Annotated in this window: 19 protein-coding genes; 16 read left to right on the forward strand and 3 right to left on the reverse strand. The window is 61.9% G+C overall.

The features are described 5' to 3' along the window. The first annotated feature begins 121 nt into the window (after positions 1-121). The 10 genes from ACR0DO_RS08695 (at position 122) to smpB (ending at position 8,329) form a co-directional block, all read left to right on the forward strand. The gene (locus ACR0DO_RS08695) at positions 122-1,489 is read left to right on the forward strand and encodes an MFS transporter (protein WP_480557957.1); all 1,368 of its coding nucleotides are present in this window, start codon (positions 122-124) and stop codon (positions 1,487-1,489) included. A 32-nt stretch (positions 1,490-1,521) separates the two neighbouring features. Next, complete coding sequence (gene mepA, locus ACR0DO_RS08700; protein ID WP_480557959.1) at positions 1,522-2,349, forward strand: penicillin-insensitive murein endopeptidase; 828 nt, start codon at positions 1,522-1,524, stop codon at positions 2,347-2,349. After that, entirely contained in the window at positions 2,322-3,203 is an 882-nt protein-coding gene (locus tag ACR0DO_RS08705) for an esterase-like activity of phytase family protein (RefSeq protein ID WP_480557961.1), read from the forward strand. Before mepA ends, ACR0DO_RS08705 begins: the two co-directional genes overlap by 28 nt. Before the next feature lie 91 nt (positions 3,204-3,294). After that, on the forward strand, positions 3,295-3,939 hold the full coding sequence (locus tag ACR0DO_RS08710) for a queuosine precursor transporter (RefSeq protein WP_480557963.1): 645 nt from the start codon (positions 3,295-3,297) through the stop codon (positions 3,937-3,939). Positions 3,940-4,203: 264 nt separating this feature from the next. After that, a complete protein-coding gene (gene arfB / locus ACR0DO_RS08715; RefSeq protein ID WP_480557965.1) occupies positions 4,204-4,623 on the forward strand; it encodes an alternative ribosome rescue aminoacyl-tRNA hydrolase ArfB in 420 nt (139 codons plus the stop codon). A gap of 54 nt (positions 4,624-4,677) precedes the next feature. Beyond that, the gene (locus ACR0DO_RS08720; RefSeq protein ID WP_480557967.1) at positions 4,678-5,424 is read left to right on the forward strand and encodes an SDR family oxidoreductase; all 747 of its coding nucleotides are present in this window, start codon (positions 4,678-4,680) and stop codon (positions 5,422-5,424) included. An 81-nt stretch (positions 5,425-5,505) separates the two neighbouring features. After that, the gene (locus tag ACR0DO_RS08725; protein ID WP_480557969.1) at positions 5,506-6,522 is read left to right on the forward strand and encodes a P1 family peptidase; all 1,017 of its coding nucleotides are present in this window, start codon (positions 5,506-5,508) and stop codon (positions 6,520-6,522) included. Between the two features lie 113 nt (positions 6,523-6,635). Then, entirely contained in the window at positions 6,636-7,049 is a 414-nt protein-coding gene (locus tag ACR0DO_RS08730; RefSeq protein WP_170326301.1) for a c-type cytochrome, read from the forward strand. A gap of 208 nt (positions 7,050-7,257) precedes the next feature. Further along, a complete protein-coding gene (gene idi / locus ACR0DO_RS08735; protein ID WP_480557971.1) occupies positions 7,258-7,800 on the forward strand; it encodes an isopentenyl-diphosphate Delta-isomerase in 543 nt (180 codons plus the stop codon). Positions 7,801-7,846: 46 nt separating this feature from the next. Continuing rightward, entirely contained in the window at positions 7,847-8,329 is a 483-nt protein-coding gene (gene smpB / locus ACR0DO_RS08740; protein ID WP_170326303.1) for an SsrA-binding protein SmpB, read from the forward strand. Positions 8,330-8,342: 13 nt separating this feature from the next. On the opposite strand, the gene glpK is transcribed toward smpB, so the two are convergent. The 3 genes from glpK to panB all read right to left on the reverse strand — a co-directional run bounded on the left by glpK (position 8,343) and on the right by panB (position 11,566). Next, the gene (gene glpK, locus ACR0DO_RS08745; RefSeq protein WP_480557973.1) at positions 8,343-9,821 is read right to left on the reverse strand and encodes a glycerol kinase GlpK; all 1,479 of its coding nucleotides are present in this window, start codon (positions 9,819-9,821) and stop codon (positions 8,343-8,345) included. A 66-nt stretch (positions 9,822-9,887) separates the two neighbouring features. Then, positions 9,888-10,730, reverse strand: a complete 843-nt coding sequence (gene panC / locus ACR0DO_RS08750) for a pantoate--beta-alanine ligase (protein ID WP_480557975.1) — start codon at positions 10,728-10,730, stop codon at positions 9,888-9,890. Next, a complete protein-coding gene (panB, locus tag ACR0DO_RS08755; protein ID WP_480557977.1) occupies positions 10,727-11,566 on the reverse strand; it encodes a 3-methyl-2-oxobutanoate hydroxymethyltransferase in 840 nt (279 codons plus the stop codon). Before panB ends, panC begins: the two co-directional genes overlap by 4 nt. A gap of 170 nt (positions 11,567-11,736) precedes the next feature. Between panB and ACR0DO_RS08760 the strand changes: the two genes are divergently transcribed. The 6 genes from ACR0DO_RS08760 to ACR0DO_RS08785 are packed head-to-tail and all read left to right on the forward strand — an operon-like array spanning position 11,737 to position 19,219. Then, positions 11,737-13,224, forward strand: a complete 1,488-nt coding sequence (locus ACR0DO_RS08760; protein WP_480557979.1) for an ABC transporter substrate-binding protein — start codon at positions 11,737-11,739, stop codon at positions 13,222-13,224. Positions 13,225-13,278: 54 nt separating this feature from the next. Then, a complete protein-coding gene (locus ACR0DO_RS08765; protein WP_480557981.1) occupies positions 13,279-14,340 on the forward strand; it encodes a ligand-gated ion channel in 1,062 nt (353 codons plus the stop codon). A 40-nt stretch (positions 14,341-14,380) separates the two neighbouring features. Further along, entirely contained in the window at positions 14,381-15,328 is a 948-nt protein-coding gene (locus ACR0DO_RS08770) for an ABC transporter permease (RefSeq protein ID WP_480557983.1), read from the forward strand. After that, a complete protein-coding gene (locus tag ACR0DO_RS08775) occupies positions 15,325-16,140 on the forward strand; it encodes an ABC transporter permease (protein ID WP_480557985.1) in 816 nt (271 codons plus the stop codon). Before ACR0DO_RS08770 ends, ACR0DO_RS08775 begins: the two co-directional genes overlap by 4 nt. Then, entirely contained in the window at positions 16,137-17,735 is a 1,599-nt protein-coding gene (locus ACR0DO_RS08780; RefSeq protein WP_480557987.1) for an ABC transporter ATP-binding protein, read from the forward strand. Before ACR0DO_RS08775 ends, ACR0DO_RS08780 begins: the two co-directional genes overlap by 4 nt. A 32-nt stretch (positions 17,736-17,767) precedes the next feature. Continuing rightward, positions 17,768-19,219 carry an aldehyde dehydrogenase family protein gene (locus ACR0DO_RS08785; RefSeq protein ID WP_480557989.1) on the forward strand — a complete coding sequence of 484 codons (1,452 nt, stop codon included), beginning with the start codon at positions 17,768-17,770 and terminating at the stop codon, positions 19,217-19,219.

The following is a 19,219-nucleotide window of genomic DNA, read 5'->3' on the forward strand; positions in this document are numbered from 1 at the left end:
GGAGTATTGATTTGACGAGACCTAAGCGCCCCCGCGTCAAAGAGCAAGCCCGTGCCAACAGAACGCTTGCGAAACGGGACAAAGGCCCGTCTTATGAACGCAACGATAATCAGGGGCGGTCATGGCAGAGATTTCCAAGCGCAAGCGCATTTGGGGCTGGTGGTTTTTCGACTGGGCCAGCCAACCCTTTCACACTCTTCTGGTCACCTTTGTCTTTGGTCCCTATTTCGCCGGGGTTGCGGCGGGGTATTTCTCGGGCACCGGGTTAGAGCCGCAGGCGGCAGCGGCGCGGGCGCAGACGGTCTGGGCCAACTGCCTGACGATCACCGGGCTGATCATCGCGTTCGGGGCGCCGCTTTTGGGCGCAATGGCCGATGTGTCGGGGCGGCGTATCCCGTGGATATTTGCGTTTTCGGTGATGTATGCGGTGGGCTCGGCAGCGCTGTGGTTCACGATGCCGGATGGCTCGAACATGTGGCTGATGCTGTCGGCCTTTGGGCTGGGCTTTGTGGGTGCGGAATACGCGCTGATCTTCATCAACTCGCAGCTGCCGGATCTGGGCGATGACAACGAGGTCGGAGAGATTTCGGGCTCGGGCTTTGCCTTTGGCTATTTCGGCGGGCTGATCTCGCTGGCGATTATGCTGGCATTATTTATGGAGCGGGCGGATGGTAGAACTCTAGTTGGAATAGAACCGCTGTTCGGGCTCGATGCGGTGGACCGCGAAGGCACGCGCTTTGTAGGCCCACTAACCGCCGGGTGGTTCATTCTATTTATGGTGCCCTATTTCCTGTGGGTGCGGGACGATCCAGACAGCAATAAAACCGGCAGTCTTGGAACGGCATTGCGCTTGTTGGGAAAATCGATCTCGGACCTGCGCCATCGGGGCAGTTTGGCCAGCTATCTCGGCTCTTCCATGTTTTATCGTGATGCGTTGAACGGGCTTTACACATTTGGTGGCATCTATGCAAAACTTGTATTGAAGTGGGACGAGATTACGATCGGCGTGTTCGGAATTGTCAGCGTTCTGGCCTCGGCCATCTTTGCCTGGATCGGCGGCAAGATGGACAAGAAATACGGCCCTAAACCGGTCATTCTGGTGGCGATCTGGGTTTTGATCTTTGTCTGCATCACCGTGGTGTCGATGGACCGGACGCAGATTTACGGCATCGCGCTGCCGGAAGGCTCGGGCCTGCCGGACATCGTGTTCTTTGGCTGCGGCGTTCTGATCGGCGGTATGGGGGGCATTCTGCAATCGGCCAGCCGCTCGCTCATGGTGCGCCACACCGATCCCAAGGCGCCGGTCGAAAGCTTTGGTCTTTATGGTCTTTCGGGCCGTGCCACCGCCTTTGCTGCGCCCTTGCTGATCGGGATTGCCACAGCTGCCACCGGTAGCGCACGGCTAGGGGTGTCACCGATCATTCTGTTGTTTATTCTGGGCCTGTTCCTAATGCGCTGGGTGAAACCGGAAGGGGATCAGAGCAGATGATTTTACTACGTTTTTTGGCACTAATTGCCGCGATGACATTGGCAGGAACGGCCGGGGCGCAACCCTTGGCCAAGCAATTGTTCGGAGCGCAAAAGCAAAGTTCACAACAAAAACCGGCCGCGTTCGGCAGTTATTCGCGCGGATGTGCCGCCGGGTCGGTGCAACTGCCCGAAACCGGGCCGACATGGCAGGCCATGCGTCTGTCGCGCAATCGCAACTGGGGCCATCCGGTGGCGATCGACTATGTGCAGGACCTCAGCCGGTTTGCGGCGCGGCAGCCGGGGTGGAATGGTCTCTATATCGGGGATATCAGCCAGCCGCGGGGCGGGCCGATGACCTCGGGCCACCGCTCGCATCAACTGGGTCTGGATATCGATATCTGGATGCTGCCCGGTGACAACATGCGTCTCAGCCGAAAGGCGCGCGAGAAAATTTCGTCTGTGTCCCTGCGTCGCGCCAACGGGGCCTATGTGAATGGTAACTGGACGGCACAGCACCACGCAGTGCTGCGCGAGGCCGCCAAGGACAGGCGCGTGGCGCGGATTTTCGTCTTTCCCGGTGCCAAGGTTCAGATGTGCAATGATGAGAAGGGCAATCGCGCCTATCTGCGCAAGATCAGGCCGTGGTGGGGCCATCACTATCACTTCCATGTGCGCCTGAATTGTCCCAGGGGCTCGCGCGGTTGTGTCAATCAGGACCCGCCGCCCAAGGGGGATGGCTGTGCCGAGGCGCAGCAATGGGTGCGCAATATCCTCAACCCGCCGCCGCCCGATCCGAACGCGCCGCCGCCGAAGAAACGCCGGGAATATGTTCTGACTGATTTGCCGCAACAATGCGCAGCCGTCTTGCAGTCCAACTGATTGCTGTTCTGCTGGCCGGATCGGTCTGGGCGGTCGAGGTCAAGACGGCTACCCAACTGAACAGCTTTGCGTGGCGGCACAAGGCCGAGTGGTTCGGCGGGTTTTCGGCGCTGCATGTCTCGGATAACGGGCGCCAGATGATCGCGCTTAGCGACCGGGCGGTTCTTGTCCGCGCGGCCATCGCGCGGGATGGGGATCAGATCACTGGGGTTCGGATCATCGGAAACTGGCCGGTTCTGTCCAGCAAGGGTCGGCCCTTGTCGGGCGGTACCGGGGATTCCGAGGGCATCGCGGTCGCGCCGGATGGCAGCTATTACATCTCATTCGAATGGCTGCATCGCGTGGCCCGCTATACATCCCCCGATGCCAATGCGCGGGTGCTGCCGCGCCCCAAGGCGTTTGAAGACCTGAAACAGAACGGTTCGTTCGAGGCGCTGGCCATCGACAACCGGGGGCAGCTTTATACCCTGCCCGAGAAAAGCCGCACCCGGCAGGGTGACATCCCCGTCTATCGCTGGGACGGGCAGGGCTGGTCGACGCCTTTTGTGCTGCCGCAGCGGGGCAAGTTCCTGCCCGTCTCTGCCGATTTCGGACCTGACGGCCGGTTTTATCTGTTGGAGCGCAGCCTGTCGCTGACAGGGTTCCGTACCCGCCTGCGCCGCTGGCAGATCACGGGGGACGTGCCCGGGGATGAGGAAACCCTGTTCACCAGCGGCACCGGCGCCCATGACAACCTCGAAGGGCTGTCGGTCTGGCGCGACGATCAGGGGCGTCTGCGGGCCACGATGATCTCGGACGACAACTTTCTGGCCCTGCAACGCACCGAACTGGTGGAATATCTGCTGCCGGATTGACATGCGGCATCCAAGGGTCTAAACGCACGGCTTGCCTTGGGACGGTCCCTTGGCCAAGTCGCCGCTACCTTGTCAAAACGGGCATCTGAACATGCAACGCGCTTACATCCCCGGCATTCTTGCCATGGCCGCCATTGTTGTGGCCTCGAACATCCTGGTCCAGTTCCTGATCTTTGACGGGCTGCTGACATGGGGTGCCTTCACCTATCCGCTGGCCTTTCTGGTCACTGACATCATGAACCGCGTCTATGGCGTGGCCACCGCCCGCAAGGTGGTGTTTGCAGGTTTCATCACCGGCATCATCTGCTCGCTGATCGGCAGCCAGATCATGCTGCAGGGTGACGGCTTCACCTATGCCGCCGTGCCGCTGCGGATCGCTGTTGCGTCCGGTACCGCCTTCCTGATCGCCCAATTGACCGACGTGACCGTGTTCAATTCCCTGCGCGGTGGCCGCTGGTGGCGCGCGCCGCTGGTCTCGACCCTGATCGGCTCGGCCCTGGATACGGCGCTGTTCTTCACCATCGCGTTTTCGGCCTCGGTCACGGTCTTTGGGGCCAATGCAGACGCCGCGATCAACTGGGCGTGGGAGCCCGTGCCCTTCATGCTGTCCGGCCCGATGGCCCCGCTTTGGGTGACGCTGGCCTTTGCCGACTGGCTGGTGAAATTGTCGCTGGCGCTGATCGCCTTGATCCCGTTCAAAGTGATCGTTGCACGCCTGTCTGCACAGCCCGCGTAAAAAAACGCTTTGAGAATGGCGCATCTTGTGTCAGGCTCAAAGTTAACCGCAACAGATAGAAAAGGAGGTGATCCAGTGTCGAGAAAGAGATTGGAGAGAGGTGTCGGAACAACCGGGGGGATCGCCTGTTAAGGCAGCCCTTGGCGGAGCACTCGCTCCGGCTGGTCGATTGATCTAACCGACCCGACCTCCTTATACTTTCGAAGGGCCGTCCCGCCGGGGCGGCCCTTTTTGTTTCTGTCTGTGCCGGATAAGGTCCACCCCATGTTGCGCATCACCGACGATATCGCCCTGCAAGATTGGGAAATGACGGAAAGCTTCGTGCGGTCCTCCGGTCCCGGCGGGCAAAATGTGAACAAGGTGTCTACTGCGGTCGAGCTGCGGTTCGAAGCCGCGCGCTCGCCCTCCCTGCCTGATCCGGTGAAAAACCGGCTGAAACGTCTAGCCGGGCGGCGCTGGACCAAGGACGGCGCGATCATCATCCAATGCGAAGAAACCCGCTCGCAAGCCCGCAACCGCGAGATCGCTCGTGCCCGTCTGGTCGAACTGATCACCCGCGCGCTGGTCAAACCCAAGCGGCGCATTGCGACGAAACCCACCTATGGGTCGGTCAAACGGCGGCTGGCGGCGAAAAAGGCGCGCGGGGACGTCAAAGCGCTGCGCGGCAAGGTGTCCGAAGATTGAACTGGCAGTTTCGTCGCGCCTTGCTAGTCTGATCCCGCAAGGGAGAGCAAGATCATGAGGTTGGAGGGAAAAACCGCAATCGTCACCGGCGGCGCGTCGGGGTTCGGCGCCGGGATCGCGCAGAAATTCCTGTCGGAAGGCGCGCGTGTGATGATTGCCGATGTCAACGGCGACGCGGCCGAGGTTCAGGCCAAGCAGCTCGGACCCAACGCGATTGCGCAACTGGTGGACGTGGCGGACGCAGCTTCGGTACAGGCCATGGCGGACATTGTGCGGGATCGGTTCGGGCATCTGGACATTCTGGTGAACAATGCCGGCATCACCCATATGCCGATGCCGCTGGAAGAGGTCGCTGAGGACGATTTCGACCGTGTCTTCAACGTGAACATGAAATCCGTCTACCTGACCGCGCGCGCTTTGGTGCCTGCAATGAAAGTGCGCGGGGCGGGGGCGATCCTGAACGTGGCCTCGACGGCGGGCCTGTCGCCGCGCCCCAACCTGAACTGGTACAACGCCTCAAAGGGCTGGATGATCACCGCGACCAAGACCATGGCGGTAGAGCTGGCCCCCTCGGGCGTCCGGGTGAATGCCATCTGCCCGGTGGCAGGGGAAACGCCGCTGCTGAAATCCTTCATGGGCGAAGACACCCCGGAAATGCGCGCCAAGTTCCTGTCGACCATTCCGCTGGGCCGGTTCTCGACCCCCGAGGACATGGCCAACGCGGCCTGCTTCCTGTGCTCGGATGAGGCCAGCATGATCACCGGCGCAGCTCTGGAGGTCGACGGTGGCCGCTGCATCTGACCCGCGCTTCATCTTTTCCAAAATACTTTCGCCGAAGGCAGCGCGCCTGCGCGCTTTCCGGCCTCAACATCAAAGACCGCAATGACCCCCGGACCCAGAAATCTGATCACCGACGTCCCCGGCTTGTTGGTCGGAAATGCGCAGGACCAAGCGCTGAAATCCGGCACAACCGTGCTGGCAGCAGATCAGGCCTTTGCCGCCTCGGTTCATGTGATGGGCGGAGCACCAGGAACGCGGGAAACCGATCTGCTGGCGCCGGACAAATCGGTCACACGGGTGGACGCGATAACCTTGTCCGGCGGGTCGGCCTTCGGGCTGGATGCTTGTTCCGGGGTGTCGGATGCGCTGCGCGCGCAGGGCCGGGGGTATCGGGTCGGCGACACCGTGGTGCCGATCGTGCCTGGCGCGATCCTGTTCGATCTGCTGAATGGCGGTGACAAGGATTGGAACGACAACCCCTATCGCGCTTTGGGCCGGGCCGCGTTTGAAACCGCCGCCGAAGATTTCGCGCTGGGCACGGCAGGGGCGGGCACCGGCGCTTTGACCTCCAGACACAAGGGCGGGCTGGGCTCTGCCTCGTTGGTGCTGGACAACGGGATTACGGTCGGCGCACTGGTCGCGGCCAACCCCTTGGGCAGCGTCACCACGCCCGGAGACCGCCATTTCTGGGCCGCACCCTTTGAATTTGACGGTGAATTCGGCGGATTAGGGCCTGATACCATCGCCGGCCGGGGCCAACCCGCGCCCAGCCTCAAGGCTCAGGCCATGCGCCTAACCGAGCCGGACAAAGGCAACACCACCATCGCCATCGTGGCCACCGATGCCGCGCTGTCGAAACCGCAATGCCAGCGGCTGGCGGTGGCGGCCCATGATGGCATTGCCCGGGCGATCCTGCCTGCCCACACGCCGGGCGACGGCGATCTGGTGTTTGGGGTCAGCACAGGCGCACGTCCGGTCACGGCTGAATCGGAATTGGGGCTGATCGGCCATGCGGCCTCGGTCTGCCTTGCGCGGGCGATCGCGCGCGCGATCTATCTGGCCACTCCGGCAGCGGGCGATCTTTTGCCCTGTTGGTCGGCGCCACATGACTTAAGTTAAGGACGACCAATATGCCGCAGTGGCACAGTGCCGGCGCGCGGCAATCTGCGCGTTGACTCTTTCTTGCGCTGACGGTCCATTCGGCGCAGCCAATTTGTATCGGAGCACAAGCTATGAATCGCATCCTCGCTACCGCAATTATCGGCCTTCTGGCCGCACCCGTTTACGCCGAAGGCGACGCCGAGGCCGGGAAGAAAACCTTCAACAAATGCAAATCCTGTCACCAAATCGCCACCCCCGACGGCGAGGCAATCGTCAAAGGCGGCAAGACCGGTCCGAACCTTTATGGCATCGCGGGCCGCACTGCGGGCACTGTCGAAGGCTTCAAATATGGCGACAGCATTGTTGCAGCCGGTGAAAACGGTCTGGTCTGGGACGAAGCCACCTTTGTCGAATACGCTCAGGACCCCAAGACATTCCTGAAAACCTATCTGGATGACACCGCTGCCAAATCCAAGATGACCTTCAAGCTGAAGAAGGGCGGCGAAGACGTCTATGCCTATATCGTCAGCGTTTCTGGCGAATAACATCTGACGCCACGCGTCGCTTAAGGTTACAAAAGGCCGCAGCCCCTGCGGCCTTTCGTGCGCTTGATCACAGGAAAGATCAGCGCCACCTTGGGTATGCGCGATCCGTCATGCCTTGCCCGCATGATTGCGCAAAGCCACGCCGATCCGGCCCAAGTCACTTTCGAATTAATGGCCCTTCAGGCAGATCGGCAGCAGGAGACGACAGATGGGAATCATGATCCCGGCCTGGGTTGATGGCGAATTGACCCCCGTGGACAAGCTTGAGGCGCATGAAAAGGGCCTCAGACACAAGGCTGTGTCCGTCTTTGTCGTCCGCGGCACCGAGATTCTGCTGCAGCGCCGGGCGATGGGCAAATACCACACGCCGGGTCTGTGGGCGAATACCTGCTGCACCCATCCCGATTGGGGTGAGACGCCCTCGGAATGTGCCGTGCGCCGTCTGCGCGAGGAACTTGGAATCACGGGCCTGTATCCCGAATACCGTCACCGCTTGGAATACCACGCCGATGTCGGCAACAACATGGTCGAGCATGAGGTGGTCGATGTCTTTCTGGCCCATGTGCGCAGCCCGCTGAAAATCGAGCCTAATCCGGACGAAGTCATGGATATCCGCTGGATCGACTATCACGATCTGCTGGCCGAGGTGCAGCGTCACCCGACGCGGTTCACGCCATGGCTCAAGATCTATCTGCACAATCACGCCGACACGATTTTCGGTCCCGATCTGATCATCTCGGCCAAGACCTGACGGTACGGCTTGCAAGGGCCGCCCAAGCCGCCTAAATCAACGCGTCATGGCCAAGCAAAAGCAGAACTCAGACCCGAACTACAAAGTCATCGCCGAAAACCGGCGTGCGCGTTTCGACTATGCGATCGAAGACGATATCGAATGCGGCATCGTGCTGGAGGGGTCCGAGGTCAAATCCCTGCGCGCGGGCGGGTCGAACATCGCCGAAAGCTATGCCTCGGTCGATGACGGAGAGCTGTGGCTGATCAACAGCTACATCGCGCCCTACGAGCAGGCGAAGGTGTTCAAACACGAAGAACGCCGCCGCCGCAAGCTGCTGGTGTCGCGCAAGGAACTGGCCAACCTGTGGAATGCGACCCAGCGCAAGGGCATGACGCTGGTGCCGCTGGTCCTGTATTTCAACCACAAGGGCCGGGCGAAGCTGAAGATCGGCATCGCCAAGGGCAAAAAGCTGCACGACAAGCGTGAGACCCAGGCCAAACGTGACTGGTCACGTCAGAAGCAGCGGCTGATGAAGGATCACAGCTGATCCTTCCCCTGGCTCAGAACGCCATTGCCGCCGAAACGGCGCGTTTCCAGCGCTCATAGGCGGCGTCGCGGTCCTCGGCTGACAGTTCCGGTTCAAACCGTCGGTCCAGTGCCCAGGTTTCCGCGAATCCCTGTTGGTCCGGATAAACACCCGCCCGCATCCCGGCCAGCCAGGCCGCACCCAACGCTGTGGTTTCCTGCATGACGGGGCGGTCAACCTCGGCCCCCAGATAGTCTGACAGGCCCTGCATCGCCCAATCCGAGGCGCTGGCACCTCCGTCCACGCGCAGGGTCACGTCAGTATCCGCGCCCCAGTCGCCCTGCATGGCGTGCCACAGGTCCCGGGTCTGGTAGGCGATGCTTTCCAGCGTGGCCTTGGCGAATTCTGCGCGGCCTGAATTGCGGGTCAGGCCAAAGACGGCGCCGCGGCAGTCCGGCTTCCAATAGGGCGCGCCGAGGCCGGTAAAGGCGGGAACCAACACCACATGCTGGTTCGGATCGGCCTGCTGCGCCAACTCGCCGCTTTCGGGGGCGGACTCGATGATCTGCAGCGCATCGCGCAGCCATTGCACCGCGGCCCCGGCGACAAAGATCGAGCCTTCCAGCGCATAGGTTCGCTTGCCGTCCAACTGATAGGCAATGGTCGTCAGCAGGCGGTTTTTCGATTCAACCGGCTGGTCCCCGGTGTTCAAAAGGGCAAAACAGCCGGTGCCATAGGTTGATTTCATCATGCCGGGCTGGAAGCAGGCCTGCCCGATGGTGGCGGCCTGCTGGTCTCCGGCCACGCCCAGAATCGGGATATTTCCGCCAATTAGGGTCGTATTTCCGAAATCCGACGCACAATCATGCACCTCCGGCAGCATGTTCATTGGCACGTCCAGAAGGTCGCAGATCTCGGCACTCCATTCGCCCTTGTGGATATCGAACAGCAGGGTGCGGGCGGCGTTGGTGGCGTCGGTGGCGTGGCTGCGCCCTTCGGTCAAACGCCAGATCAGGAAACAGTCGATGGTGCCGAACATCAGCTCTCCGGCCTCGGCACGGTCGCGGGCGCCGGGTACGGTATCCAGCAGCCATTTCACCTTGGTGCCCGAGAAATACGGGTCCAGAAGCAGGCCGGTTTGGGCGGTGACGTCATCCTCGCACCCCACCTGCTTGTAGCGTGCGCAGATCTCGGCGGTGCGGCGGTCCTGCCAGACGATGGCGTTGTGGATCGGCTTGCCGGTGGCGCGGTCCCAGACCACGGTGGTTTCGCGCTGATTGGTGATGCCGATGCCCGCGATCTGATCGGGGGTAACGCCGGTCGTCTCCATCACTTCGCGGCAGACGCGCAGGACGCTGTCCCAGATTTCCTCGGCATCATGTTCAACCCAGCCTTCCTGCGGGAAATGCTGGGTGAATTCATGCTGCGCGGTGCCTGCGCGCTGCAATTCTGCGTCGAACAAAATGGCCCGCGATGATGTGGTGCCCTGATCAATGGCGAGAATATAGGTCATTCCCCGCGCCCCTCCCGTTGGTTTTGCGGGACTTTAGCGCAAACATCGGCGCGGGGGCCAGAGCGTTCAGACCGGAATGTTGTCGATCAGCCGGACCCCGCCCGCCCATGCCGCCGCAAACAGCCGCGCTGGGCGGTCGGCATGTGTCAGAGGTTCCAGCGTGTCGGCGCAGCGCAGGTGGATATATTCGACCTGACTAAACCCTGCGGCCAGCAGATCGGTTTCGGCCTTTGCGGCCAGCGGATCAAAGGCGGCACCGGCTTTCAGCGACTGAGCCACGCCCTGCATGATCCGGTGCTTGTTGGCGGCAATCGCCAGCCCATCCGGCGACAGACGCAGGTTGCGCGACGACATCGCCAGCCCCGAAGGTTCGCGCACCGTGGGGCAGCCGATCACCTCGACGGGAATATCCAGATCGCGCGCCATGCGGCGGACCACCATCAGTTGCTGGAAGTCTTTTTCCCCGAAATAGGCTCGATCCGCCTGTGTCTGCAGGAACAGCTTGGCGACCACGGTGGCAACGCCGTCGAAATGACCGGGACGGAATTCGCCCTCCATCACATCGGTCAGGCCGGCGACGGATACGTTGGTGGCAAAGCCCTGCGGATAGATCTCTTCGGGTTCGGGCACGTAGATCGCGTCGACACCGAAGGGGGCCAGTTTCTGCGCGTCTTCGTGTTCGGTGCGCGGGTATTTGGCCAGATCCTCGGGGTTGTTGAACTGTTTGGGGTTCACAAAGATGGTCACGATCACCCGGTCGGTACCGGCCTTTGCAGCCTCGACCAGTGACAGATGCCCCTGATGCAGCGCACCCATGGTCGGGACTACGCCGATGGTTTCACCGGTGCGGCGCCATTCGGTCGTCAGCGCACGCAGGTCGGCCAAGCGGCGCAGGATGGGGGCGGTCATGTCTTGGATCCTTTGGAGGGTGCCTGATCCGCGAACACATGCTCGTCAGCCGGAAAGGCGCGGGCGCGCACTTCGGCGGCATATTCGGCAATGGCGGCTTCGGCCTGCGGGCCCAGTTCGGCATAGCGTTTGACAAATTTCGGTTTAAAGGCGGTGAAGAAACCCACCATGTCATCGACGACCAGAATCTGCCCGTCGCATCCGGCAGAGGCACCAATGCCGATGGTCGGAATGGCGACCTCGGACGTGATCCGGTCAGCCAGACCTTGCGGCACCTTCTCAAGCACCACCGAAAACGCGCCCGCCTCGGCCACGGCACGGGCGTCGGCCAGCACGGCCTCGGCCTGCTCATCCCGGCCCTGCACCTTGTAGCCGCCCAGCGTATTGATCGATTGCGGCGTCAGGCCGATATGCGCCATCACCGGGATGCCGCGCTTGACCAGAAAGCGGATGGTCTCGGCCATCTCGACCCCGCCTTCCAGCTTGACCGCCCCTGCGCTGGTTTCCGCCATCAGGCGGGCGGCGTTGCGGAAGGCGTCCGCCGGAGAGTGTTCGTAGCTGCCAAACGGCATGTCGATGACCATCATCGCCTCGCCCAACCCGCGCGCAACGGCCTGGCCGTGCAGGATCATCATCTCCATCGTCACGCCCAGCGTCGATTCCAGCCCGTGCAGCACCATGCCCACGCTGTCGCCCACCAGAACAAAGTCGCAATGGGCATCCATCAGCCGCGCCATCGGGGTCGTGTAAGCGGTCAGGCTGACCAGCGGCGTGCCGCCTTTGCGGGCGCGGATGTCCTCGGCATTGGGGGCTTTTTTGTGGGCGGTGGCGCTCATGATTGCTCCTCCGGGGTTCATGTTGCAGCGCGGCATAGCAGATTGAACAAGGTCATAGAAACCCCGGTTGCGCGAACATTTCCTTGATTGACCCGAGGTTTAAAGGGACATTAACCGCAGAATAGCCCGTAAAACAGCGGGTTCAGCCATAAAAACGGTGGGAGATTTTTATGACAAATCAGATGTTGAAATCCTTTGCATCGGCCCTGGCGCTGGGGGTCAGTGTCTTTGCCACCGGGGCGTTGGCCAAATCCGATATCACCATTGCGATGCAGCTTGAACCGCCGCATCTGGACCCCACAAGTGCTGCGGCGCAGGCGATTGACTCGGTGGTCTATACCAACATCTTCGAGGGGCTGACCCGGTTCATGGGCGATGGCTCGGTCGTGCCCGGGCTGGCCGAAAGCTGGGAAATTTCCGAGGACGGCACCGTCTATACCTTCAAGCTGCGGGATGGTGTGACCTTCCATGATGGCACCGGGATGGATGCCGAGGACGTCAAGTTCAGCCTCGACCGCGCCCGCGCCGAAGACAGTGCCAACGCGCAAAAGCCGCTGTTTGCCGGGATCGAAGCCGTCGAGGTGATCGACCCGCTGACCGTCAAGGTCACCCTGTCCGAGCCGAACGGCAATTTCCTGTTCAACATGGCCTGGGGGGATGCGGTGATCGTCTCTCCCGACAGTATCGAGAACATCAAGACCAGCCCCGTGGGGACCGGGGCGTTTACCTTTGGCAACTGGGTTCAGGGCGACAGTATCACGCTGAACCAAAATCCGGACTATTGGGGCGATCAGCCCGCATTAGAGACTGCAACGTTCAAGTTCATCTCGGACCCGACCGCCGCCTTCGCCGCCATGATGGCCGAGGATGTGGATGTGTTCGACAACTTTCCCGCGCCGGAAAATCTGGCTCAGTTCGAGGCCGATCCGCGCTTTCAGGTGCTGGTTGGCTCGACCGAGGGAGAAACGATCCTGTCGACCAACAACAAGAAGCCTCCGTTTGATGACATCCGAGTGCGGCAGGCGCTGGCCCATGCCATTGACAGGCAGGCGATCATCGACGGGGCGATGTTCGGATATGGCACCCCCATCGGCACCCATTTCGCACCACATAACCCGGCTTATGTCGATCTGACCGGGACTTCGGCCCATGACCCGAAACAGGCGGCCAAGCTGCTGGCCGATGCGGGCTATGCAGAGGGGTTCGAAACCACGCTGCACCTGCCGCCGCCATCCTATGCACGGCGCGGAGGTGAAATCATTGCCGCGCAACTGGCCGAGGTCGGCATCAAGGCCGAGATCATCAACGTGGAATGGGCGCAATGGCTGGAATCGGTGTTCAAGGGCAAGGATTACGGCCTGACCGTCATCAGCCACACCGAGCCGATGGATATCGGTATCTATGCCCGCCCGGATTACTATTTCCAGTATGACAGTCTGGACGCCCAGACGCTGATGGAGACACTGAACGCCACCACCGACCCGGATGAGCGCAAGAAACTGCTGGGCGACATGCAGCGGCTGATCTCGACAGACTACGTTAACGGTTATTTGTTCCAACTGCCCAAGCTGGGGGTGGCCAAGGCCGGTGTGCAGGGTCTGTGGAAGAACGCGCCGACCGCCGCGATTGACCTGACCCAGATCAGCTGGTCCGAGTAACCCGTTCCGGGGCCGCAGCCGGCCCCGGTTTCCTGTTTCCGAGTAAGTCCGACAATGAACCTGGTCCGCATCCTCTGTCTTGTTGTTGCCTGTCTCTTTGCCATTGGTGGTAAGGCGCAGGCGCAAATTGGGTTGGAAGGCGGGGTGGGACCGCTGGTCGGCACGCCGGAAAACCCGCTGCAGGTGGGGATCGGCATTCGCATCGATCAGGTCACCAGCGTCGATCAAAAGGCCGAGAATTATGGCGCCGTCGTTGTTCTGCGGGCCGAATGGACCGATCCTGCGCTGGCCTTTGATCGCGATGAGGTCGGGCGCGAGTTTCAGGTCTTCAACCCGCCGGCCATGGCCGATCACGCGCGGGGGCTGGGCGCGATTGTCCCTGCGTTTGTCATCCACAACCAGCAATCCAACAAATGGATCCACGAATCCGCGGCCTCGCTGCGCCATGACGGGCATGTGGTCTATGTCGAGAAATCCTCGCTGACCTTGCAGGCGCCGCATTTCGATTTCCGCAAATACCCGTTCGACACGCAGGAGTTCTTTTTCGAGGTCGTGTCGGTCTTCCCGTCCGACTACGTGTCTTACTACCCGCTAGACGAATACTCGGGCCTTGGCGACATGCTGGGCGAGGAAGAGTGGATTCTGGACAACCCCCGGGTCGAACGCTCGACCGTGATCGGGTTGTCCGGCCGGGACAGCGATCAGATCGCGCTGGCCTTCGAGGGCAAGCGGCACCTGACTTATTACGTGATCCGGGTGTTCCTGCCGATGCTGGTTCTGATCACCGTCGGCTGGGCACTGTTCTTTCTGGACGAATACCGCCGCCGGATTGAAATCGCCGGGGGCAATCTGCTGGTATTTGTGGCCTTCAACTGGGCGATCTCTGCCGATCTGCCCAAGCTGGGCTATCTGACCTTTCTGGATTTCATCCTGCAATGCATGTTCCTGATGACCGGGGCGCTGATCGTGTTCAACGTTGCCCTGCGCAAACTGAAAGTGTCCGGGCGCGAGGATGCGGCCAGAAAGCTGGACAATTACGCGATCAAGTGGATTTACCCGCTGGGCTACGCCGCCATCGTGGCCTACGCGATATTCATCTATCTTCTGGTGCCCTAGGCGCTGGACCCGCGCGGGTTGTGTGCCTAACGTGGCCTCGATGCTGCGCTATGCCCTCAAACGTCTGATTTCACTGCTGATCAGCCTTGCCGTCGCCTCGGTTGTCATCTTTGCGGTGATTGAGGTCGCGCCGGGTGATCCGGCCTCGTTCATGCTGGGCGTTAATGCGCAAGAGGATACACTGGCGGCGTTACGGGTCGAGCTGGGGTTGGATGTTTCCAAGGCGCAGCGGTATTTCAACTGGGTCGGCGGGATGCTGATGGGGGATTTCGGCACCTCCTACACCTATCGCACGCCGGTATCGCAGATGATCGCGGACCGGATGTGGGTCTCGCTGCCGCTGGCGTTGTATGCGCTGACGCTCTCTACCCTGATCGCCTTTCCCGCCGGGATTTACGCCGCCGCGCGCCGGGGCAAACCCGGAGACCTGACGGTGATAGGGGCGACGCAACTGGGCATCGCGGTGCCGAATTTCTGGTTTGCGATGATGCTGGTGCTGATCTTTGCCATCAATCTGCGCTGGTTCAATGCGGGTGGGTTCGCGGGCTGGGACAAGGGGGCCTGGGTCGGCCTGCATTCCCTGACCCTGCCCGCCATTGCGCTGGCCCTGCCGCAAGCGGCCATTCTGGCGCGGGTGATGCGGTCTTCGCTGCTGGACATTCTGGGAGAGGACTTCGTGCGCACCGCCCGCGCCAAGGGCCTGTCGCGCCGTCAGGCGCTGTGGCGGCACGGGGTGCGCAATGCTCTGATCCCGGTACTGACCATCATCGGGCTGCAATTCTCGTTCCTGCTGGCGGGGTCGATCATCATCGAGCAGGTGTTCTACCTGCCGGGCCTCGGGCGGCTGGTGTTTCAGGCCATTTCCGCTCGTGACCTGATTGTGGTCGAGTCTGTCGTCATGCTGCTGGTCTTCGCCGTCATCACCGTGAACTTTTTGGTCGATCTGGCCTATGCCGCCGTTGACCCCCGCCTGAGGAGCCGGACATGAGCCGCAACCTGATCCTTGGCGCGGTGCTGTCTTCGCTGGTTCTGCTGGCGGCCTTGGTATCTTTCGTTTGGACGCCTTACGACTATGCGGCGCTGGATATCCCCAACAAATTGCAGCCACCCAATGCGCAGCAGTGGTTCGGAACGGATCATTTCGGTCGCGACATGTTCTCGATGATCATGGTGGGCGCGCGCACGTCCATTGCGGTGGCGCTGGTGGCGGTGGGTATCGGCATCGGCTTTGGCGTGCCGCTGGGCCTGACCGCGGCGGCGCGCAAGGGGTCGTGGCTGGATGAGGTGATCATGCGCGGCAATGATCTCGTCTTTGCCTTCCCGTCGCTGGTCATCGCCATCCTGATCACCGCTGTTTTCGGGGCCGGAGCGATCAATGCCATCATCGCCATCGGCATCTTCAACATCCCCGTTTTCGCCCGCATCACCCGCGGCGCGGCCCTGTCGCTGTGGGAGCGCGAGTTCATCCTCGCCGCCCGCGTCTCGGGCAAGGGCGCGGCGCGGATTTCGGCGGAACATATCCTGCCCAATGTTGCCAACCTGCTGATCGTGCAGGGCACCATTCAGTTCTCGCTGGGGATACTGGCCGAGGCCGGCTTGTCCTATGTCGGCCTTGGCGCCCAACCGCCCACGCCCAGCTGGGGCAGGATGCTGGCCGACGCGCAGACAATGGTCAGTTTTGCCCCGCATTTGGCTCTGATTCCGGGTCTGGCGATCATCGTCACGGTGCTGGGCCTGAACCTGTTGGGCGACGGGCTGCGCGACTGGCTGGACCCTCGGATACGGGTGGCGCGCGCATGAGTTTGTTGCAGATCGAAAACCTCTCTCTGTCGATCCACGATGCGGACATCCTGAAACAGGTCAGCCTGTCCATCGACCCCGGTCAGATCGTGGCCGTGACCGGGGAAAGCGGCTCGGGCAAGTCGATGACCGCCTTTGCCGTGATGCAATTGCTGCCAAACGGGGCTGAAACGCGAGGCGCGATCCGGCTGGAGGGGCAGGAGCTGCTGAACCGCTCTGAGGCTGAGATGTGCGCCTTGCGCGGTGCCGCGATCGGCATGGTGTTTCAGGAGCCGATGACGGCGCTGAACCCGGTCAAGACCATTGGCGATCAGGTGATGGAGACGATCCTGATCCACAAGGCCCTGCCGCGCCCGCAAGCGCAGGCGCGCGCGCAGGAGGTTCTGACCCGCGTCGGTCTGCCGCCCGACCGCTTCCCACTGTCCCGCTATCCGCATGAACTGTCCGGAGGCCAGCGCCAGCGCGTGGTGATCGCCATGGCCATCGCATTGCGTCCAAAGCTGTTGATCGCGGACGAGCCGACAACTGCGCTGGACGTGACCACTCAGGCGCAGATACTTGATCTGCTCAAAGGGCTGGTGCGCGAATACGGCATGGGCTTGCTGATGATCACCCATGATCTGGCCGTGGTGGCGGATATGGCGGATCAGATCGTGGTGATGCGCCGCGGCGAGGTGGTCGAAAGCGGCGCCACCATCGACCTGATGCGCAACATGCAGCACCCTTACACGCGGATGCTGTTTGAGGCTTCGGGCCATCAGGTGGCGCTGCCCGAGACGGCGGCTGAAACTCCGCTGTTGACGGTCACAAAGGTTGTCCGGGATTACCGCCTTCCGCGAAAGCGAATGTTCGACAAACCGGGCCTGCATCGCGCTGTGGATCACGTCAGCTTCACCCTTAATCGCGGTGAGCGGCTGGGGTTGGTCGGAGAGTCCGGATGTGGAAAATCGACCCTAACACGGGCAATTTTGGGGCTGGAAGAGGTGCAAAGCGGTGATATTCGCCTGGATGGACACCCCGTCTTTTCAAGCCACAAGCCGAACCCGGAGGTGCGGCGCAAGATGCAAGTGGTGTTCCAGGACCCCTATGGCAGCTTCAATCCCCGCCACAAAGTCGCGCGGCTGATTACCGAGCCGTTTTACCTGCTGGACGCACCGCCTGCAGGTTCGGACAGGCAGGACCGCATCGCCGAGATACTGACCGCCGTGGGCCTCAGCCCCGACGACGCGGGCAAATACATCCACGAATTCTCGGGCGGGCAGCGGCAGCGCATCGCCATCGCCCGCGCCCTGATCATACGCCCCGAACTGATCCTGTTCGATGAGGCGGTCTCGGCGCTGGACGTCTCGGTCCGGGCGCAGATCCTCGACCTGCTGGCCGAGCTTTGCGCCGCTTATGACCTGACCTATCTGTTCATCAGCCATGATCTGAGCGTAGTGCGCACGATCACGGACCGGGTGATGGTGATGCAGGCGGGCCGGATCGTAGAACAGGGCGAAACCGAACAGGTCTTTGCCAACCCGCAGCACCCCTATACCCAAACCCTGATCGAAGCTGCGCCCATCTTGCCCGGTATCGGCAAAAACGTCGCATAAATCCTTTTGTTAGAGCCTGAAAGGAGGCCCAAATGTCCAACCCCCTCTGGTTCAATCCCGACCTGTGTCTGATCGGCGGCAAATGGGTCAGCCCTGCCTCTCAGGCGGATATTCCATTGATCAACCCGTCGGACGGGTCCGAGATTTGCCGGATTGCGCGGGGGTGCGCGGCGGATATCGACACCGCCGTGCAGGCCGCGCGCGCCGCACTGCAAGGCGATTGGGGGCAAAAAACCGCGCTGGAACGGGGCCGCATCCTGACCCGGTTGGGCCAGTTGGTTCTGGAGCGCGTAGATGATCTGGCGCGGATCGAGGCGATGGATGTAGGCAAACCGCTGACCCAGGCGCGGGCGGATGCGGTAGCCCTGGCGCGGTATTGCGAATTCTACGGGGGTGCAGCGGACAAGGTAATGGGCGAGACCATCCCCTATCTGGACGGCTACACCGTCTATACCCTGCGCGAGCCGCATGGGGTGACCGGCCATATCGTGCCGTGGAACTATCCGATGCAGATCATCGGTCGTTCGGTCGGGGCAGCGCTGGCGATGGGTAATGCCTGCGTGTTGAAACCGGCGGAAGAGGCCTGTCTGACCGCATTGGCCTTTGCCCATCTGGCGCAGGAGGCCGGTTTGCCTGCGGGCGCGTTGAACGTGGTGCCCGGTTTGGGGGCCGAGGCCGGGGCGGCACTGTCCGGGCATCCGGGCGTCGACCATATCTCGTTCACCGGCTCGGTGGCGACAGGGGCGCTGGTGCAGCAGGCGGCGGCGCGTAATGTGGTGCCGGTGACGCTGGAGTTGGGCGGGAAATCCCCGCAACTGGTGTTCGACGATGCCGATCTGGACGCCGCGCTGCCGTTTCTGGTCAATGCGGGCATTCAGAACGCGGGGCAGACCTGCTCGGCCTCATCGCGCATTCTGGTGCAGCGGGGGGTGTATGAGCAGGTCAAAACCCGGATGGCGGCGGCCTATGTCGATCTGACCGTTGGTCCGGCGCACGAGGATTTGCGGGTTGGCCCGCTGATCTCGGCCCGGCAGAAAGAGATCGTGACCGGGTTTCTGGCCAAGGGCTCTGATCTGAGCATCGCCGGGCAGGGGCGGATCGTTGATCACGCCCCGGCGCAGGGTGCGTATGTCCGGCCAACCTTGTTTGCCGATGTTCCACCCGACCACGTTCTGGCACGTGACGAGGTTTTCGGCCCGGTTCAGGTTCTGATCCCCTTCGACACCGAAGAAGAGGCCGTCCAGATCGCCAACAGCACCGATTACGGGCTGGTCGCCAGCATCTGGACCCGCGACGGCGCGCGGCAGATGCGGCTTGCGAAACGGCTGCGCTCGGGTCAGGTGTTCATCAACAATTACGGCGCCGGCGGGGGTGTTGAGTTGCCGTTCGGCGGCGTGGGTAAATCAGGTCACGGCCGCGAAAAAGGGTTCGAGGCCCTTTACGGGTTCTCGCAACTGAAAACCGTCGCGGCCTTCCATGGTTAG

Source organism: Ruegeria sp. AM9 (genome assembly GCF_056540565.1).

Excerpts from the sequence above, each read along its gene's own strand:
- ACR0DO_RS08720 (WP_480557967.1), top strand. The coding sequence starts at position 4,678 with ATGAGGTTGGAGGGAAAAACCGCAATCGTCACCGGCGGCGCGTCGGGG.
- ACR0DO_RS08760 (WP_480557979.1), top strand. The coding sequence starts at position 11,737 with ATGACAAATCAGATGTTGAAATCCTTTGCATCGGCCCTGGCGCTGGGG.
- mepA (WP_480557959.1), top strand. The coding sequence starts at position 1,522 with ATGACATTGGCAGGAACGGCCGGGGCGCAACCCTTGGCCAAGCAATTG.
- glpK (WP_480557973.1), bottom strand. The coding sequence starts at position 9,821 with ATGACCTATATTCTCGCCATTGATCAGGGCACCACATCATCGCGGGCC.
- smpB (WP_170326303.1), top strand. The coding sequence starts at position 7,847 with ATGGCCAAGCAAAAGCAGAACTCAGACCCGAACTACAAAGTCATCGCC.
- ACR0DO_RS08695 (WP_480557957.1), top strand. The coding sequence starts at position 122 with ATGGCAGAGATTTCCAAGCGCAAGCGCATTTGGGGCTGGTGGTTTTTC.
- arfB (WP_480557965.1), top strand. The coding sequence starts at position 4,204 with ATGTTGCGCATCACCGACGATATCGCCCTGCAAGATTGGGAAATGACG.
- panC (WP_480557975.1), bottom strand. The coding sequence starts at position 10,730 with ATGACCGCCCCCATCCTGCGCCGCTTGGCCGACCTGCGTGCGCTGACG.
- ACR0DO_RS08705 (WP_480557961.1), top strand. The coding sequence starts at position 2,322 with ATGCGCAGCCGTCTTGCAGTCCAACTGATTGCTGTTCTGCTGGCCGGA.
- ACR0DO_RS08780 (WP_480557987.1), top strand. The coding sequence starts at position 16,137 with ATGAGTTTGTTGCAGATCGAAAACCTCTCTCTGTCGATCCACGATGCG.
- idi (WP_480557971.1), top strand. The coding sequence starts at position 7,258 with ATGGGAATCATGATCCCGGCCTGGGTTGATGGCGAATTGACCCCCGTG.
- ACR0DO_RS08785 (WP_480557989.1), top strand. The coding sequence starts at position 17,768 with ATGTCCAACCCCCTCTGGTTCAATCCCGACCTGTGTCTGATCGGCGGC.
- ACR0DO_RS08770 (WP_480557983.1), top strand. The coding sequence starts at position 14,381 with ATGCTGCGCTATGCCCTCAAACGTCTGATTTCACTGCTGATCAGCCTT.
- ACR0DO_RS08765 (WP_480557981.1), top strand. The coding sequence starts at position 13,279 with ATGAACCTGGTCCGCATCCTCTGTCTTGTTGTTGCCTGTCTCTTTGCC.
- ACR0DO_RS08725 (WP_480557969.1), top strand. The coding sequence starts at position 5,506 with ATGACCCCCGGACCCAGAAATCTGATCACCGACGTCCCCGGCTTGTTG.
- ACR0DO_RS08730 (WP_170326301.1), top strand. The coding sequence starts at position 6,636 with ATGAATCGCATCCTCGCTACCGCAATTATCGGCCTTCTGGCCGCACCC.
- ACR0DO_RS08710 (WP_480557963.1), top strand. The coding sequence starts at position 3,295 with ATGCAACGCGCTTACATCCCCGGCATTCTTGCCATGGCCGCCATTGTT.
- panB (WP_480557977.1), bottom strand. The coding sequence starts at position 11,566 with ATGAGCGCCACCGCCCACAAAAAAGCCCCCAATGCCGAGGACATCCGC.
- ACR0DO_RS08775 (WP_480557985.1), top strand. The coding sequence starts at position 15,325 with ATGAGCCGCAACCTGATCCTTGGCGCGGTGCTGTCTTCGCTGGTTCTG.